Source organism: Streptomyces sp. NPDC056479 (genome assembly GCF_042795335.1).
In the GTDB taxonomy this organism is placed as follows: Bacteria; Actinomycetota; Actinomycetes; order Streptomycetales; family Streptomycetaceae; genus Streptomyces.
Map to the genome: position 1 here is coordinate 493,461 of NZ_JBHTRZ010000006.1, position 15,803 is coordinate 509,263.

Below are 15,803 nucleotides of genomic sequence, written 5' to 3' on the forward strand. Positions count from 1 at the left end.
CTCACAGAGAAACGCGACACCGAAGAGCCCGACAAAGGCGACCCCGAGCAAGAGGGAGACCCCAGCCATGCACCGCATCACCGTCATCGGCGGCGGCTTCGCCGGACTCACCGCGGCCATCACCGCCGCCGAGGCGGGCGCCAAGGTCACCGTGTACGAAGCCCATCACACCCTCGGCGGACGGGCGCGGACCACCGAGGGGCCGTACCGGACCAACGAGGGGCCGCACGCCCTGTACAGCGGCGGCCCGCACTGGGTCTGGCTCAAGCAGCGGGACCTCATCGGGCCGCTCGCGCCGATCCCGCCCCTGGAGGCCGCCCGGCTCCGGCTGCGGCACCGCGGCGTCCTGCGCCGCACCCCGCCCTTCGCCATGCTCAAGCTGCTGCGGCCCGCCCTGCCCCAGGCGCCCGTCGACGTCGACTTCATGACCTGGGCCACCGGCATCGCCGGCGAGGAGGGCGCCCGTGCCGCCGCGCACTACTCCGCCGTCGCCCTGTTCCACCACGACCCCGGCGCCCTGTCCGCCGCGTTCGTGCGGGAGCGGCTGCGCCGGGCCACCAAGCTGCCGCCCGAGGCGCACTATCCGGTCGGCGGCTGGGCGAACCTCATCGACCGGATGGCGGCGCGGGCGTGGAATCTCGGGGTACGGATGGAGACCCTCTCGCGTGTCGACAGCCTCGACGGCCTGACGACCGACGCGCCCGTCGTCGTCGCCACCTCCCTCGACGCCGCCCGCCGTCTGCTCAAGGACGCCGCCCTGACCTGGACGAGCGGTCGTACGGCCCTCATCGACCTCGCCGTGCGCACACGGCGCGGGGACGCCTTCGTCGTATCCGATCTCGACGAGACGGGGTGGCTGGAGCGGTTCACGGCACAGGACCGGTCCCTGGCCCCGGCCGGTGAGCAGCTGATCCAGGGACAGATCCCGATCGCCCCGCACCAGTCCAGAGCCGACGGCATCGCCCGTGCCGAGCAGCTGCTCGACCTCGGCTTCCCCGGCTGGCGCGAGCGCGTCACCTGGCGGAACGAAGCCGTCGCGAACGGCCGTACCGGCGCCGTCGACCTGCCCGGCACCAGCTGGCGCGACCGCCCTGCCGTCGACCGCGGCGACGGCGTCTATCTGGCGGGCGATCAGGTCGCCGCCCCCGGCGTGCTGTCCGAGGTCTCGTTCAACAGCGCGCTCACGGCCGTGTCCCTGGCCCTCGGCCGGCACGCCCTTGACCTCAAGCAAGCTTGAGGTTGAAGGCTGATTTCGCGACGGCTTCCGCGCACCTGACCGTCTGCATAGCCCGACCACACGGCCGTCCACACAGCCGTCCACATGGCCCGTCCACATGCCCGTCTCATGGGGGATCCCGATGCACGCCATCCGTCTGCACTCCTTCGGCCCGGCCGAGAACCTCACCCACGAGGAGCTCGACGACCCCGTACCAGGACCCGGCCAGGTCCGGATCGCCGTGGCGGCGGCCGGCGTCCACCTGCTCGACACGGCCCTGCGCGAGGGCGTCCAGGGCCCGGCGCCCGAGCCGCCGACGCTGCCCACGGTCCCCGGCCGTGAGGTCGCCGGAGTCGTCGAGTCCCTCGGCGAGGACGTCGCGCGGCTCTGGCTCGGCAAGCGCGTCGTCGCCCATCTCGGGTTCGCCCCGGGCGGCTACGCCGAGCTCGCCGTCACCGACGTCGACCGCGTCCACGAGATCCCGGAGAACCTCGACTTCGCACAGGCCGTCGCCATGATCGGCACGGGGCGTACGGCGATGGGGATCCTGCAGTTCGCCGACCTCGGCCCGGGCGCGGTGGCCCTGGTCCCGGCGGCGGCGGGTGGCATCGGCACCCTGCTCGTGCAGTACGCGAAGAACGCCGGCGCCGTCGTCGTGGGGCTGGCCGGGGGACCGCAGAAGGCGGCCCGGGTACGGGACAACGGCGCCGATCTCGCCGTCGACTACACGGACCCGGTGTGGCCCGAGAAGGTCCGCGCCTTCCTGGGCGGCCGGGGTGCCACGGTCGTCTTCGACGGCGTCGGCGGCGACGTGGCCCGCACGTGCGTCGCCCTGCTCGCGCCGGGCGGCAGGCACCTCGTCTTCGGCTGGTCCGGCCAGGGGCTGCACGACGGTGAGCCCTACCTGGTCGACGGCGTCTCCGAGAACGTCCTCGGCCCCGCGATGATGCGCCGGGCCGGCGGCCCCAACCCCGTACAGACCCTCGAACTGCGTGCCCTCGCCGAGGCCGCCGCCGGCCGCCTCACGCCGGCCGTGCAGCGCTTCCCGCTCGCCGACGCGGCGGCCGCGCACCGCGCCCTGGAAACCCGTGCGACCACCGGAAAGGTGGTGCTGGAGCCGTGACCCGCGACAAGCACTCCCCAGATGCGATACGCCCTGAATCATGGTCTTCTGACCAGGTGACCGTCACCCGAACGGGTGAACAAGCCCGAGATGCCGACCCTCGCCGCTGGTGGGGTCTGGTGATCATCGCGCTCGCACAGCTCATGGTCGTCCTCGACGCGACCATCGTGAACATCGCGCTCCCGTCCGCGCAGGAAGACCTCGGCATATCCGACGGCAACCGCCAGTGGGTGATCACCGCCTACACCCTGGCCTTCGGCGGACTCCTGCTGCTCGGCGGCCGCATCGCCGACCTGGTGGGACGCAAGCGCACCTTCGTCATCGGCCTCGTCGGCTTCGCCGCGGCCTCCGCGCTGGGCGGCGCCGCCACCACGGCCGGCATGCTCTTCGGCGCCCGCGCCCTGCAGGGCGTCTTCGCCGCCGTACTGGCCCCGTCCGCCCTGTCGTTGCTGACCACGACCTTCACCGACCCCAAGGAGCGCGGCAAGGCCTTCGGCATCTACGGGGCGCTCGCCGGCAGCGGCAGCGCGATCGGGTTCATCGTCGGCGGCCTGCTCACCGAGTACCTGGACTGGCGCTGGTGCCTGTACGTCAACGTGCCCATCGCCGTGATCGCCGTCTTCGGCGCCCTGGCCCTGCTGCACGACAGCCCCACCCAGCCGGGCGCCCGCCTCGACGTACCGGGCGTGCTGCTCGGCTGCGGCGGACTGGTCGCCATCGTCTACGGATTCGCCGAGGCGGAGCCGCGCGGCTGGACCGACCCGATGGTCCTCACCCTGTTCGTGGCGGGGATCGCGCTGCTCGTGACCTTCGTCTGGTGGCAGACCAGGGCCCCGATGCCGCTGCTGCCGTTGCACATCATCAGGGAACGCAACCGGGCCGGCTGCTTCCTCACCATGGCGCTGGCCGTGATCGGCATGTTCGGGCTGTTCCTGTTCATGACCTACTACCTCCAGGTCATCCTCGACTACTCGCCGGTGATGACCGGCCTCGCCTTCCTCCCGCTCACCGCCGCGATCATCATCGGCTCCACCCAGATCGCCGCGCGCCTCCTGGACCATGTGGCACCGCGGGTCCTCATGGGCCCCGGCGCCCTGCTGGCGGCGATCGGCATGGTGCTGCTGACCCGGCTGACGGTGCACTCCTCGTACGCGAGCGACATCCTGCCCGCCCTGATCCTGATGGGCCTCGGCATGGGCCTGATCTTCATGCCGGTCTTCGCCACGGCGACGGCGGGCGTGGCCCCGCAGGACTCCGGCGTGACCTCGGCGACCGTCAACACCTCGCAGCAGGTGGGCGGTTCCATCGGCACGGCCCTGCTGAACACCGTCGCCACCACCAGCAGCGCCGCCTACATCACCGCCCACCTCACCGACCCGGCCCGGCGGGCCCTGGTCACCAAGGAGGGCGTCGTACACGGCTACACCGTCGCCATCTGGTGGGCCGCCGCCATCATGCTCCTGGCCGGCGTGGTCGCGACCCTGATGGTCACGGCGAAGGCCCCGAGACACGGCACCCCACAGCAGACGCCGACACCGGAACCGGTGGCCTGACGACCCCCACGAACCGGGGGAGGGACCCCATCGGACCGCGGAGCCCCTCCCCCATCTCCCTGCGCATGTAGTCGTCGAGAACCGCCTCAGCGCCGCCCCGCGATCCGATCCGCCACCCGCGCCGCCCGCGACGACTCGGCACGCGGCGTGGTGAACTCCCGCCGGTCCGCCGCCCGGTACGCGGCGTACAGCCCGTGCACCCCCAGCCAGCGCAGCGGCTCCGGCTCCCACTTGCGCACCTTGTGCCCGACCCACGGCAGCTCGGTGAGCTCGGTCTTCACACCCTGGCCCGAGTCGAGCTGCACCAGGTCCCGCAGGGTCCGTGCCGCGAGGTTCGCGGTGGCGACGCCGGAACCGACGTAACCGCCCGCCCACCCGAGCCCGGTCGACCGGTCCAGCGTGACGGTGGCGCACCAGTCGCGCGGCACCCCCAGCACACCCGACCACGCGTGCGCGATGCCCACGCCGGCCAGCGAGGGGAAGAAACCGACGAGGATCTCCCGCAGGGCCTCGATGGTCTCCGGCTGGGTCCGGCCGTCGTTGTCGGTGCGCGACCCGAAGCGGTACGGCACCCCGCGTCCGCCCAGCGCGATCCGCCCGTCGGCCGTGCGCTGCGCGTACATGTACGCGTGCGCCATGTCGCCCAGCGCCTCGCGCCCGTCCCAGCCGACCGACTCCCACTGCTCGTCGGTGAGCGGCTCGGTGGCGATCACCGAGGAGTTCATGGGCAGCCAGGTCCGGTGCTGGCCCTTGAGGCTCGCCGTGAAGCCCTCGGTGCAGCGCAGGACGTAGGGGGCGCGGACGGTGCCGTAGGGGGTGACCGCGTGCTTGGGCCGGATCTCGGTGACCGGCGTCAGCTCGTGGATCGTCACACCGAGCGCCTCGACGGCCGCCGCGAGCCCCTTGACCAGCTTGGCCGGGTGCAGGCGCGCCCCGTGCGGCGTCCACGACGAGCCGACCGCGTCGGCGACCCGGATCCGCTCGGCGGTCCGGCGGGCGTCGTACAGCTCACGGTCCTTCTCGCCGTACGACAGCTCCTGCGCGTGGAACTCCTTCAGGCGTGCCAACTGCGCGGGCGTCCGCGCGACTTCGAGCACCCCGCCCTTGTGGATGTCGGCGTCGATGCCCTCGTCCCGGGCGACCCTGATCACCTCGTCCACGGTGTCGTTCATGGCCCCCTGAAGCCGTACGGCCGCCTCGTGACCGTGCAGCTTCGCGTACCGGTCGCGGCCCGCGATGCCGTTGTACAGCCAGCCGCCGTGGCGTCCGGAGGCGCCGTAGCCGCAGAACTTCTGTTCCAGGACGGTGATCCGGAGGAAGGGGACCGCCTGCTTCAGGTAGTACGCGGTCCACAGTCCCGTGTAGCCACCGCCGACGATCACCACGTCCGCGGAGGCGTCCCCGTCCAGCGGCTCCCGCGCCGCTGGAAGGCCGTCGTCCGCGTACCAGAAGGAGATGCCGCCGTTCACCGCACCGCTGCCCGAGCTGCTCATGGCGAGGACGTTAATTCGCATGAGCCGATTCCGGCACCCCAGTAGGGTCGCAAAGTGATCGACATTCCGGACGAGCTCATCGCCCAGCACGTGCGATACGACCCAGAAGCCGGACGCGCCTACGTCATCGCCCTCGCGGAACGGGCCACCCGCTTCCTCGAGCACTGGCGGCTACGGCCGGACGGCCCGACGATGTACGGCCGCTGCGCGCTGGTCCTGCCCGTGCTGGACGCCGACGGAACACCGGCCGTCCTCAAGCTCCAGGACGTCGACGAGGAGACCGTGGGCGAGCCGGTCGCGCTGCGGGCGTGGCGGGGCGACGGCGCGGTCCGGCTGCTGGAGTCCGACGAGGCGACCGGCACGCTGCTGCTTGAGCGGATCGACTCCGACCGGCCGCTGGACGACCTGCCGGACTCCCGCGAGGCCACGCTGGTCGTCGCCCGGCTGCTGGCCCGCCTCACCGCGACCCCGGCCCCACCGGACATGCGCCGGCTCGGTGACATCGCCGCGGCCATGCTGGACCGTACGCCCGCGGCCCTGGACGAGATCCCCGACCCCGCCACCCGCCGGCTCCTCGCGGACTGCGCGGCGGCGGTGCGCGAGGTCGTCGCCGAGCCCGGTGACCGGCTGCTGCACTGGGACCTGCACTTCGAGAACGTCCTCGCCTCCGACCGGGCGCCCTGGCTCGCCATCGACCCCAAGCCGCTCGCGGGCGACCCCGGGTTCGACCTGTTCCCGGCCCTGTGGAACCGCTTCGAGGCGGACGAGGTGCAGTGGCGCTTCGACGCCATGACCGGGGTCCTCGGCCTCGACCGGGACCGGGCCCGCGCCTGGACGCTGGGCCGGGTGCTGCAGAACTCGCTGTGGCAGGTGGAGGAGGGCGAGGCCCCACTCGCCGCCCACCTGGAAATCGGCAGACGTCTGAGGAACCGGGCCGGTTAGCCTCACCCCATGATCCGACGCGCCACGCCCGCCGACGTCCCCGACCTGCATGCCCTGATCCGCGAACTCGCCGAGTACGAGAAAGCGCTGGAAGAGGCGAAGCTCACGCCGGAACAACTCCACGAGGCCCTCTTCGGCGACCACCCCGCCGCCTACGCCCACATCGCGTCCGAGGACACGACCGGTGAGACCGTCGGCTGCGCCATCTGGTTCCTCAACTTCTCCACCTGGCGCGGCGTCCACGGCATCTACCTGGAGGACCTCTACGTCCGCCCCACCGCCCGGGGCGCCGGCCACGGCAAGGCCCTGCTCGCCGAACTGGCCCGGCTCTGCGTGGAGCGCGGCTACCAGCGCCTGGAGTGGTCCGTACTGAACTGGAACACCCCGTCCATCGCCTTCTACGAGTCCCTCGGCGCCCGCCCCCAGGACGAGTGGACGGTGTACCGCCTGACGGACGAGGCGCTGGCGAAGCTCGGCGCCGATTCCCGGCCCCCGGCGGTGTGAACGTTGCGCGCATGACCCGCCATCGAATGGGCACGGCTTCCTGGCATGAGCCCCACGAATATGCGTCGCCCCTCCAACTCCCCCGCATCCGGGGCCGAGTTCGTCCCCGGCCTCGAACTCTCCCGCCGCTTCTACACCGACGCCGTACGCCCCCTGCTGGAGGAGGCCGCCCCCGGCGTCCCCCACTCCGCCGCCCGCGTCGGCAGCGGCTCGGAGGTCCTCGGCTACGACACCCCGCGCTCCGCCGACCATGAATGGGGCCCGCGCCTGCAGGTCTTCCTGCACCGCCACGACGTACCGCGGCACGCGGCACGCATCAGACACGTCCTGGCCGAGCACCTGCCGAAGACCTTTCTGGGCCACCCGACGAACTTCGCCCGCATGGACGAGGGGGACCGGGACATCCGCGTCATGCGCCCGACCGACGGCCCCGTCCACCACCGCGTCGAAGTGACCGGCACCTCCGCCTGGTTCACCGACACCCTCGGCTTCGACCCGTCCCACGGGCTCACCCCGGCCGACTGGCTGGCCACCCCGACCCAGCTGCTCGCCGAGGTCACCGCGGGCGCCGTCTTCCACGACGGACTGCACACCCTCACCCCGTTACGCCGCGCGCTGCGCTGGTACCCCCACGACGTCTGGCTGTACGTCCTGGCCTGCCAGTGGCAGCGTCTCGCGCAGGAGGAGGCCTTCGTCGGCCGCTCGGGCGAGGTCGGCGACGAGCTGGGCTCCGCCGTCATCGCCGCCCGTCTGGCCCGCGATCTGATGCGGCTCTGCCTCCTGATGGACCGCCGCTACCCGCCGTACGGCAAATGGCTCGGCAGCGCCTTCGCCCGCACCGCCTCCGCCCCGCGTCTGTCGCCCGTCCTGACGGCCGCGATCACCGCCCCGGACTGGCACGCCCGCGAGCGCCATCTCGCCCACGCGTACGAGATCGTCGCGCACCAGCACAACGACCTGCGCCTGACCGACCGCGTCGCCCCCACCACGCGCCCGTACCACTCCCGCCCCTTCCAGGTACTGCGCGCCGACCGTTTCACCGCCGCCCTGCTCGCCCGCATCGACGACCCGGCCCTGAAGGACCTGCCGCCGGTCGGGGCAGTGGACCAGTTCGTCGACAGCACGGACGCACTGACCCGCCCGGCACTGGCCCGCGCCCTGAGCCACGACGCACGAACGCCCTAGACGGCCCGCGCGGCAGGCGCCCCGGCCGCCGCCACCGCCTCCAGCTCCCGGACCACGGCATCGCCGATCAGCCCGGCGTCACCGGCGCGCAGATGGCTGACGACGGTGAGCGTGTAGGCGTCGGCGGTGTGCACGAGGCAGAGGTTCGCCGTGCCCGGCGGGGAGAGCTGCGGCAGGGGGACGACGCGCGACAGGGGACGGCCGTACAAGTGACTGGGAATGTCGCGCCACTTGAAGGCGGTGCACAGACTCGTCGTCAGTTCGGGGCGCGCCAGGCGCCTGGCCATCACCCCGGCCAGCCAGGGCACGGTACGCGCGGCGGCCTGGAGTGCGGGAAGGATCGCGCGATGGGCGTCGCAGCGGTGCTCGAACGCCGCGACCTGGTCCTGGCAGGCCCGCAGCCGGGCCACCGCGGAGTCGAGGTCGACGGGCAGCTCGACGCGCAGCGCGGTGACGCCGTTGCCGAGTCGCTGGGCGTCGTGCCGGCTGCGCAGGTCGACCGGCACGGTGGCGTACATCGGGGACGACGGCCCCTTCGGCCAGGAACGCAGCGGCCCGTGGCAGGCGCGCAAGGCGCCCGCGTATGTGCTCAGGAGCAGCTCGTTGAGGGTGGCCCCGCGCCCGCCGGCCGGCTGTCGTCGGGCCGCTCGCATCACCCGCGGGTCGATCCCGACCACCGCCACCGAGGGCCGTGGTTCGCCGTCGTCGTCGCCACCGGACGCCACGGGGACGGGCCGGCCGAGGGCCCCGATGCGTCGCAACTCCCGTCCCACGGTGGCGAGCGGGACGCGCTGCCGGGGCAGCGCCGCCGCGGCCGGGGCGGACGGCCGCGGCGGCGCGGTGTCGTCCATCAGCAGCCGGAAGAGGGTCTCCAGGGACCGGCCGTCCAGCAGCGCGTGATGGGCGAGCAACACCACGGCGTGTTCGCCCGCCGCGCCGGTGGGCCGTGTCACCAGCAGCTTCCACGGGGGCCGTTCCGGCGGCAGGGGGTGCGAGACACCGTCGGACAGCAGCGAGGTCACATCCTGGTCGGTGGCGGCGACGTGCGCGCCGGGATCGAAAGGCCGGTCGGCCGACCACCGGTGGCCCGACAGCGCGGAGGGCCCGACGGGAGGCACCGGCACGAGGCTCATCCGCTCCAGCGCGCCCCATCGGTCAAGGACCCGGGACCGCATCCGCGCCAGGTCGAAAGGCCCTCCGTCGCCGGGGAACACCGCGGCGATGCCGATCGTCCCGGGCAGCCCGTTGCGGAGATGCCCTTCCTCGATGGCCGTCAGCCTCATCTTCCACAGCCTCCCGTTCCAAGGCCCCAAAGCCCCCGCCTTCGCCGGTCAGCCGTGGGGCGAGTCGAAGACGACACAGGCGTTGTGGCCGCCGAAGGCGAAGCTGTTGCTGATCACCGGTCCATCCGGGATCTTGCGGGCCTCGCCGGTGACGAGGTCCAGTTCGCAGCGGGGGTCCAGGCGCGTGAGATGGGCGGTCGGCGGCGCGAGCCCTTCCCGCACCGACATGACCGTGATCACGGCCTCCAGCGCTCCCGCCAGCCCCAGTCCGTGCCCGGTCACCGCCTTGGGGGCGGTCACCGGCACCGCGCGCGGGCCGAACAGCGCGCTGATGGCCCGCGCCTCGGCGACGTCGTTCAGCTCGGTGCCGGTGCCATGCGCGTTGACATGGGTGACGGCGTCGGCCGACGTACCGGCGTCGGCGAGCGCCTGCTCCATGCACGCCCGGGCGCCCGCCCCGTCGGGATGCGGTGCGGTGAGGTGGTGGGCGTCGGAGGTGCGCCCGTACCCGGTGAGCGTGGCGTGGATGCGGGCGCCGCGTGCGCGGGCCAGGTCCAGCCGCTCCAGCACCAGGAAGGCCGCCCCCTCGGCGAGGACGAAGCCACGCCGACGGACGTCGAACGGCCGTGACGCGGACGCCGGATCCTCGCACTCGGTGACCATCGCCCCGGCCCGCCCGAAGGCCAGCGCGGTCGTGGGCGTCAGGGGGCTGTCGTGCCCGCCCGCCACCACCACGTCCGCGCCGCCGGCCCGGATCATCTGCATCGCCTCGCCCACCGCGTGCGTACCGGAAGCGCAGGCGGTGGAGATCGTCAGACTGGGCCCGGTCACCCCGAGCCGGGCGCTGATCCAGTACGCCCCCGCGTTGTGCATCAGCCGGGGCGCGTAGAGCACATCGGGATGCCCGATGCCGTCCTCCTGGCTGATCACGCCGCCGTATCCGGTACCGGTGACCACCGCCCGCCGCCCGGGAGCGACATGCAGTCCCCCGGCGTCCGCCACGGCGTCCACGGCCGCGCACACGGCCAGCTGCACCGACCGGTCGGCCCGCCGCGTCTCCTTGGGCGACAGATACCCGGCGGGGTCGAAGCGGGTCATCGCGGACGCGGGGTGTACGACGCTGCCCTCGTCGTCGAAGGGGTGCAGCGAGATCGCCGAACGGCAGTCCAGGAGGCTCTCCCAGAGCTCCTCAGGAGTCGCCCCGGCCGCGCTGCGGACGCCCAGGCCCGTGACGGCGACCCCGTGCCGGCCGGTCACCGGGCGAGGGGGCTGTGGACGTCATGGGCGCCCGCGCGCAGCCGCACGATGAGGTCGGCGACATCACCCACGGTGGACACCCGGCTCTTGTCCGTACCCCGCAGCGACACCCCGAACAACTCCTCGGACGCCGCCTCCAGTTCGGTGACGTCCAGGCTGTCGGCTCCCAGGTCGGCGACCAGCCGGGCCTCGGGCACGACCGCATCCTGCGGCACCGACATCACCCGCGCGCACAGCGGGCGCAGCGCTTCCCATACGTCCCCTGTGTCCCGGCGTTCGGCTTCCATGCAACTGCCTCCATCTCCTGGTGCCGTCAGAGCACTGACGGCGTCGCCGTCCGAGCCCATGTCTCGAACTCCGTGACGACCGCGTCGGCGAGCCGACCCGCGTCGTCCGGGCCCGCGTTGCCCACCGCGGTGAGCGTGAACGCGTCCCCTGCCTGTGCCAGGGCGAAGCTGACCGTGCCCGGGTACTGCAAGGGCGGCAGCCCGACCGTGCGCACGAGCCGGCGGCCCTGAAAGGTGCTCGCTCCGCCGGGCCACTTCATGGCCGTGGTCGCGGTCGCCGCGAAACAGGAGTGCCGGCCACGACCGGTCAGCAGCCGGGTCACCCAGGGGCCCGTACGCCGGGCCGCTTCCGCCGCCGGGAACAGCACGGTGGCGTGTACGGCGGCCCGCTCGGGGACACCGGCCAGCGCGGCCTGGCACGCCCGCAGCCGCGCCAGGGGGTCGTCCACGTCCACGGGCAACGGGGCCCGGACGACCGTGAGGGTGTTGCCGAGTTCGCCCGGATTCGCCCGCCCGCGCAGGTCGCACGGTACGGCCGTGTACACGGGCACCTCCCGCTGCCGCCACTCCCGCACCGGGCCGTACCGGGCCCGCAGCGCCCCGGCCACCGCGCCCACCAACAGCTCGTTCAGCGTCGCCCCGCGCCCGTCGGCGGGCTGCCGGCGCGCGGACCGCACGGTGTGCGCGGCCAGTTCGGTCACCGCGACCGAGGCGTACGTCTCCCCCGGCACCCGCGTCGGAAGGGCCTGCCCCGGCGCCGTCATCGCCCTGAGCTCCCGGCCGGCCGCCCGCAGGCCGCTGCGCGGCAACGGCACCTGCCGGACCGGCTCCCCGGCCCGCGCGGGATCGTCCATCAGCGAGCGCATCAACGTCGCCAGCGAGCGCCCGTCCAGCAGCGCGTGCTGGGCCACCAGCGCCAGGGCGAAATCACCGCCGTGCGCCGCGTCCGGGACCAGGAACAGCCGCCAGGGCGGCAACCCGTCGGCGAGCGGCCGGTCCACGCTCCGCGCCCACAGCTCGTCCAGCCCGCTCCGCGCCACGGCGACCTGCGCAACGGGATCGAACGGCCCCGGTACGACCCACCGCGCACCCCCGCGCCGCCCGCCCGGCCTGCGCAGCACCTGGCTCATCCGCTCCAGGCCCGCCCACCGCTCGACGACCCGCGCGCGCACGCGGTCCACCTCGGGCCGCTCACCGGAGAGGACCGCCGCCAGGCCGATGACTCCCGGGCACCCGTTCAGCAGCAGCATCTCGTCGGCGCAGGACAGTCGCACCGGTCCCTCCGGATCTCCAGGGCCAGCATCAACGCCCGCCCCGTGACGGAGCGGGCGTTGAACCGGACGCTTCGGACGCCTACTTGAGCGCCTGGCTGTTGCAGCCCATGTCCGAGCCGAGGTGGCTGGGCTGCGCGCCCGGCGAGCCCTCACCGTTGAGCGCGTTGGCCAGCACGCTGTTGAGGGCACCGACGTTGCCGAGGATGTCGATGTTCATGTCGTGCGAACGGCACTCGATGCCCTGCGTGATGTCGACGTCGTGGGCCCGCGCCTCACCGTGGGCAGCGGCCGTGCCCACGCCGAGGGAGCCGACACTGCCGAGGACGGCGCCCACCAGGGCGGCCTTGTGAAGCTTGCGCATTTCTTCTCCGTTGGTCGAGCAGATGGGGGGTGCAGTGAAGGAAGTTCGAACGGTCGGCTCCTACGGGCCGGCCGTCAGCCGAGCCGGGGCAGACCGAGCTGGCCCACGGGAGGCGCCGCGACCTGTCCGAGGCCGAGCCCGGGCACCTGCGGGGCACTGGCCGGCGAGACCAGCGGGTTGATCAACGGGTTCACCTCGGGGTTCACCTGCGGGTTCACCTGCGGCGCGACCCGCGGGGCGGGCTCCGGGTTGAAGACCTGCGGCGCGGAGACCTGCGGGGCGACCTGCGGCATCACCTGCGGGGCCGTCTGCGGCGTGACCTGAGGCACGACCTGCGGGGCCGCCTGCGGGGCGGAACGCGGCGCCCCGGAGGCCTCCGCGAAGCCGCCCGACGAGGCCGATGCGGTGGCGTAACCGGTCTGCTCGCGCGGCGCGGGCTGCGGAGCCATGTACTGCGGCGCCGGCTGCGGCTGGTAGTGCGGACGGCTGACCTGCGCGGCACTGGTCGAACGCGTCGACGCCATCGCATGCGGGGCGCTGTGCTGCGGCGGCGCGTACTGGGGAGCGGGCGCCGGGGCGTACTGCGGTGCGGGGGCGTACTGCGGTGCCGGCGCGTACTGAGGGGCCGGAGCGTACTGCGGCGCCGGGGCGTACTGGGGAGCGGGAGCGTACTGAGGTGCCGGGTACTCGGGAGCGGGAGCCGGAGCGGCACCTGCGTACCCGACGGGATATTCGGCCGCCTCGCTGACGCCGGCGCCGATGGCGGTCAGACCGCCGGCCGCTGCGACGACGAGCGCGGCCTTGTGAAGCTTGCGCATGGAACCCTCGGCCCTTCATTACCTGTACAGGGAAATCCGTATGTATTTCAGTGCAGTCTTGCGTGTGCTCAGTCTGATATTCGTACTGCGCCCTTACAGGGGTAATGCCTGAGCTGTCATGTGGACTTCACGCCGGAGCAGGCAGCGGATCCCGTTGCCTCTCTCTGAATTCCTGTCGCTGCCCTCTCTCGACTGGCAACGACATTTCCCCGGCCGAGTCACGGGATCCGTAATTCCGTCACTCCATTGCCATCCATCGGATTTACACACCCGTCTGGCAATTGGGTGACCACATCCCGGCTCACGTGACCGAAATAGCGGTTGCCTCGTTCCGCACCAGGAGAGAGCGATGGTCCATCGCAGCCGCATTTCCATACGTTCCATGCACAGGTCAATGAAGGGCCGAGTTCCATGCGCAAGCTTCACAAGGTCGCGCTCGTCGTAGCAGCAGCCAGTGGCCTGTCGGCCGTCGGTGTCGGCCCCAGCGTCGCCGACGCCCCCCTCGCGTACAACGGCACCGTTCCGCCACCTGTGGGGCAGCAGGACCTCCAGGCCACGTCATGGACCCGCTCGCAGGCCAGCGCGCAATCCTCCAACTCGCCCCACGCACAGCGGCAGGCGGCGCCGCGCCAGGAGGGCGCCGACGTCAGCCCGCAGGTCAACCCCCAACTGAGCCCGAAGATCAGCCCGCAGGTCAATCAGCAGCCGTCCGTTGCGCCGTCCGGGCCGATCGAGCAGGCCAACCTGTTCCGCCCGTACCAGGAGTGCAGCCCGCAGTCCCTGCTCAACGCGGCCGTCCCGGTCGCAGTGCTCGGCGCGGCCGAGACCGAGGGCGTCGACTGCGACCAGGCCAACAGCCAGGCGAACTCCCTCGCGCACGCCCGCTACACGCGCTGAGCCGACGTCGCGGCCCTCAACAAGAGGCTGTGACCTGCGACTTCGACAGCGGGCGACAACGGGCCCCGGGCGCCGCGATGCGACTTCCGGGTGCTTCCCGCGCGAGATCACAAACCTCGGCGCGTCGCACCTACATGTCCCGATACTTCCTATTAATCTCCGGTAACTGTACGAAGTCGATCTCCCACAGATCGCACCCACCTCACTCCACCGGAGATGAAATGCACAAGCTTCGCAAGGCCGCCGTCCTGGTCGCCGCCATCGCCACCGTCGGACTGCTGGGCGCCGGCACCGCCACCGCCGACGGCCACGGCGGCAAGGGCGGCAAGGGCGGCGGCGACAAGTTCAGCGTGCTGCAGAGCTCCAACTGCAAGTCGCACGACCTGAACGTCGACGTCCTGGGCCAGGTCGGCGTCCTCAACGGCCTGCTGGGCAGCGCGCTCAACGGTGAGGGCCACCCCGGCAAGCAGGACACGCACCTGGGCTCGAGCATGGGCTGCAACAACAGCGCCTTCTGAGGCACTGACGGTCGCACGGGCGACCGAAGCGGAAAAGCAAAGTCCCGGTACCGAGCCGCGAGCCCGGTACCGGGACTCCTTTTTGCAGTGGATTTATATGACTAGCGCGGCAATTCACGGCCATCGGCCAAGATGGTGAGACTTTTCTGAATTCGGGCGTGCCGCCGATTGCGTCGGAATACTTCCTATTAGCCTCCGTAATTGTACGAAGTCGATCTGCGACGGATCGACCCACTTCACTCCACCGGAGAAGAACATGCACAAGCTCCGCAAGGCCGCCGTCCTGGTCGCCGCCCTCGGGAGCGTCGGACTCCTTGGCGCCGGCGCCGCTCACGCCGACGGCGACTTCGGCAAGAAGGGCAGCGACATCAGCGTCCTCCAGAGCAGCAGCTGCAAGTCGCACGACGCCAACGTCGACATCCTCGGCCAGGTCGGCATCGCCAACGGCCTGGGCGGCAACCTCCTGAACGGCGAGGGCAGCCCGGGCGCGCAGGAGACCTCGCTGGGCTCGAGCATGGGCTGCGACAACAGCGCCTTCGGCAAGTGACGTAGGCCAGATCCCCACCCGGTGCCCCGGCCTCAGGCCGGGGCACCGGTCTTTTTGTCGGCAGGCCACCGACCGCCCCTTCACATCAAAAAATGCCGGACCGGGATCACTCCCGATCCGGCATTCGCCGTGGATACCTCAGAAATCGAATTTGGGGAGCTTCACGCCCTTGGGCAGCTCAGCCCTGTTGTTGCACTCCACCACCGGCCCGCTAGACACGGACCCGCCCCCCACCAGGCGCTCGTCGGATCCGGCGAACCGCGGCCGCTCGACCGTGGAGCAGTCCTGCTTCTGCTGGACGACATACCCGTTGCGCTTGTCCTTGTGGACGACCTCGCTCTTCTTGATGCAGACGATGTCCCCCTGGGCGGTGATCGTGCAGTGGCCCTTGGGGTCATCTGCGTACGCCGGCGCCGCGCCGCTGTAGATCACGGCGAGAGCTCCGAGGAGCCCCGAGACGGTTGCGATCTTCTGTCGACCGATCATGTGCTGCGTTCCTTTTGCCTTGGAGAAGGGCGAAATGCCGCAGCCCGGCCGCGCTCCCT

At 72.1% G+C, this 15,803-nt stretch carries 17 protein-coding genes; 9 read left to right on the top strand and 8 right to left on the bottom strand.

Translation table 11 applies throughout. The features are described from left to right. Positions 1–67: 67 nt before the first annotated feature. The 3 genes from ACFQ6S_RS25685 (at position 68) to ACFQ6S_RS25695 (ending at position 3,892) form a co-directional block, all read left to right on the top strand. Complete coding sequence (locus tag ACFQ6S_RS25685; RefSeq protein ID WP_383414162.1) at positions 68–1,237, top strand: FAD-dependent oxidoreductase; 1,170 nt, start codon at positions 68–70, stop codon at positions 1,235–1,237. Between the two features lie 121 nt (positions 1,238–1,358). After that, a complete protein-coding gene (locus ACFQ6S_RS25690) occupies positions 1,359–2,339 on the top strand; it encodes a zinc-binding dehydrogenase (RefSeq protein WP_383414165.1) in 981 nt (326 codons plus the stop codon). A gap of 56 nt (positions 2,340–2,395) precedes the next feature. Continuing rightward, positions 2,396–3,892 (top strand): MFS transporter, encoded by a 1,497-nt coding sequence (locus tag ACFQ6S_RS25695; protein ID WP_383414168.1) that lies wholly within the window; start codon positions 2,396–2,398, stop codon positions 3,890–3,892. Positions 3,893–3,978: 86 nt separating this feature from the next. Here ACFQ6S_RS25695 and ACFQ6S_RS25700 read toward each other — a convergent pair whose 3' ends face one another. Then, positions 3,979–5,385 carry an NAD(P)/FAD-dependent oxidoreductase gene (locus ACFQ6S_RS25700; protein ID WP_383414170.1) on the bottom strand — a complete coding sequence of 469 codons (1,407 nt, stop codon included), beginning with the start codon at positions 5,383–5,385 and terminating at the stop codon, positions 3,979–3,981. A 54-nt stretch (positions 5,386–5,439) separates the two neighbouring features. On the opposite strand from ACFQ6S_RS25700, the gene ACFQ6S_RS25705 reads away from it, so the two are divergent. From ACFQ6S_RS25705 to ACFQ6S_RS25715, 3 genes are read left to right on the top strand one after another with little or no spacing between them, the layout of a single operon-like run. After that, on the top strand, positions 5,440–6,327 hold the full coding sequence (locus ACFQ6S_RS25705) for an aminoglycoside phosphotransferase family protein (RefSeq protein ID WP_383414173.1): 888 nt from the start codon (positions 5,440–5,442) through the stop codon (positions 6,325–6,327). A 9-nt stretch (positions 6,328–6,336) separates the two neighbouring features. Then, a complete protein-coding gene (locus tag ACFQ6S_RS25710; RefSeq protein ID WP_383414176.1) occupies positions 6,337–6,831 on the top strand; it encodes a GNAT family N-acetyltransferase in 495 nt (164 codons plus the stop codon). 45 nt (positions 6,832–6,876) lie between these two features. Beyond that, positions 6,877–8,016 carry a DUF4037 domain-containing protein gene (locus tag ACFQ6S_RS25715; protein WP_383414179.1) on the top strand — a complete coding sequence of 380 codons (1,140 nt, stop codon included), beginning with the start codon at positions 6,877–6,879 and terminating at the stop codon, positions 8,014–8,016. Here the strand turns inward: ACFQ6S_RS25715 and ACFQ6S_RS25720 are convergent. From ACFQ6S_RS25720 to ACFQ6S_RS25745, 6 genes are all read right to left on the bottom strand, one after another. Next, positions 8,013–9,299, bottom strand: coding sequence for a wax ester/triacylglycerol synthase domain-containing protein (locus ACFQ6S_RS25720; protein WP_383414182.1), 1,287 nt, complete (start codon positions 9,297–9,299; stop codon positions 8,013–8,015). The genes ACFQ6S_RS25715 and ACFQ6S_RS25720 overlap by 4 nt on opposite strands. A gap of 48 nt (positions 9,300–9,347) precedes the next feature. Beyond that, the gene (locus ACFQ6S_RS25725; protein WP_383414185.1) at positions 9,348–10,556 is read right to left on the bottom strand and encodes a beta-ketoacyl-[acyl-carrier-protein] synthase family protein; all 1,209 of its coding nucleotides are present in this window, start codon (positions 10,554–10,556) and stop codon (positions 9,348–9,350) included. Then, positions 10,553–10,843 (bottom strand): phosphopantetheine-binding protein, encoded by a 291-nt coding sequence (locus ACFQ6S_RS25730; RefSeq protein ID WP_383414187.1) that lies wholly within the window; start codon positions 10,841–10,843, stop codon positions 10,553–10,555. Before ACFQ6S_RS25730 ends, ACFQ6S_RS25725 begins: the two co-directional genes overlap by 4 nt. Before the next feature lie 26 nt (positions 10,844–10,869). After that, positions 10,870–12,117, bottom strand: coding sequence for a wax ester/triacylglycerol synthase domain-containing protein (locus ACFQ6S_RS25735; protein WP_383414190.1), 1,248 nt, complete (start codon positions 12,115–12,117; stop codon positions 10,870–10,872). 79 nt (positions 12,118–12,196) lie between these two features. Next, entirely contained in the window at positions 12,197–12,478 is a 282-nt protein-coding gene (locus ACFQ6S_RS25740) for a hypothetical protein (protein WP_383414192.1), read from the bottom strand. A gap of 74 nt (positions 12,479–12,552) precedes the next feature. Next, positions 12,553–13,296, bottom strand: coding sequence for a hypothetical protein (locus ACFQ6S_RS25745; protein ID WP_383414194.1), 744 nt, complete (start codon positions 13,294–13,296; stop codon positions 12,553–12,555). A 411-nt stretch (positions 13,297–13,707) separates the two neighbouring features. Here ACFQ6S_RS25745 and ACFQ6S_RS25750 point away from each other — a divergent pair, with 411 nt between their 5' ends. From ACFQ6S_RS25750 to ACFQ6S_RS25760, 3 genes are all read left to right on the top strand, one after another. Further along, positions 13,708–14,193 (top strand): hypothetical protein, encoded by a 486-nt coding sequence (locus ACFQ6S_RS25750; protein WP_383414197.1) that lies wholly within the window; start codon positions 13,708–13,710, stop codon positions 14,191–14,193. Positions 14,194–14,414: 221 nt separating this feature from the next. Then, a complete protein-coding gene (locus ACFQ6S_RS25755; RefSeq protein WP_383414199.1) occupies positions 14,415–14,711 on the top strand; it encodes a hypothetical protein in 297 nt (98 codons plus the stop codon). A gap of 256 nt (positions 14,712–14,967) precedes the next feature. Beyond that, positions 14,968–15,258: a hypothetical protein gene (locus ACFQ6S_RS25760; RefSeq protein ID WP_383414202.1), complete on the top strand. Its 291-nt coding sequence runs from the start codon at positions 14,968–14,970 to the stop codon at positions 15,256–15,258. 138 nt (positions 15,259–15,396) lie between these two features. Here ACFQ6S_RS25760 and ACFQ6S_RS25765 read toward each other — a convergent pair whose 3' ends face one another. Next, positions 15,397–15,744: a hypothetical protein gene (locus tag ACFQ6S_RS25765; protein ID WP_383414205.1), complete on the bottom strand. Its 348-nt coding sequence runs from the start codon at positions 15,742–15,744 to the stop codon at positions 15,397–15,399. Positions 15,745–15,803: the final 59 nt, after the last annotated feature.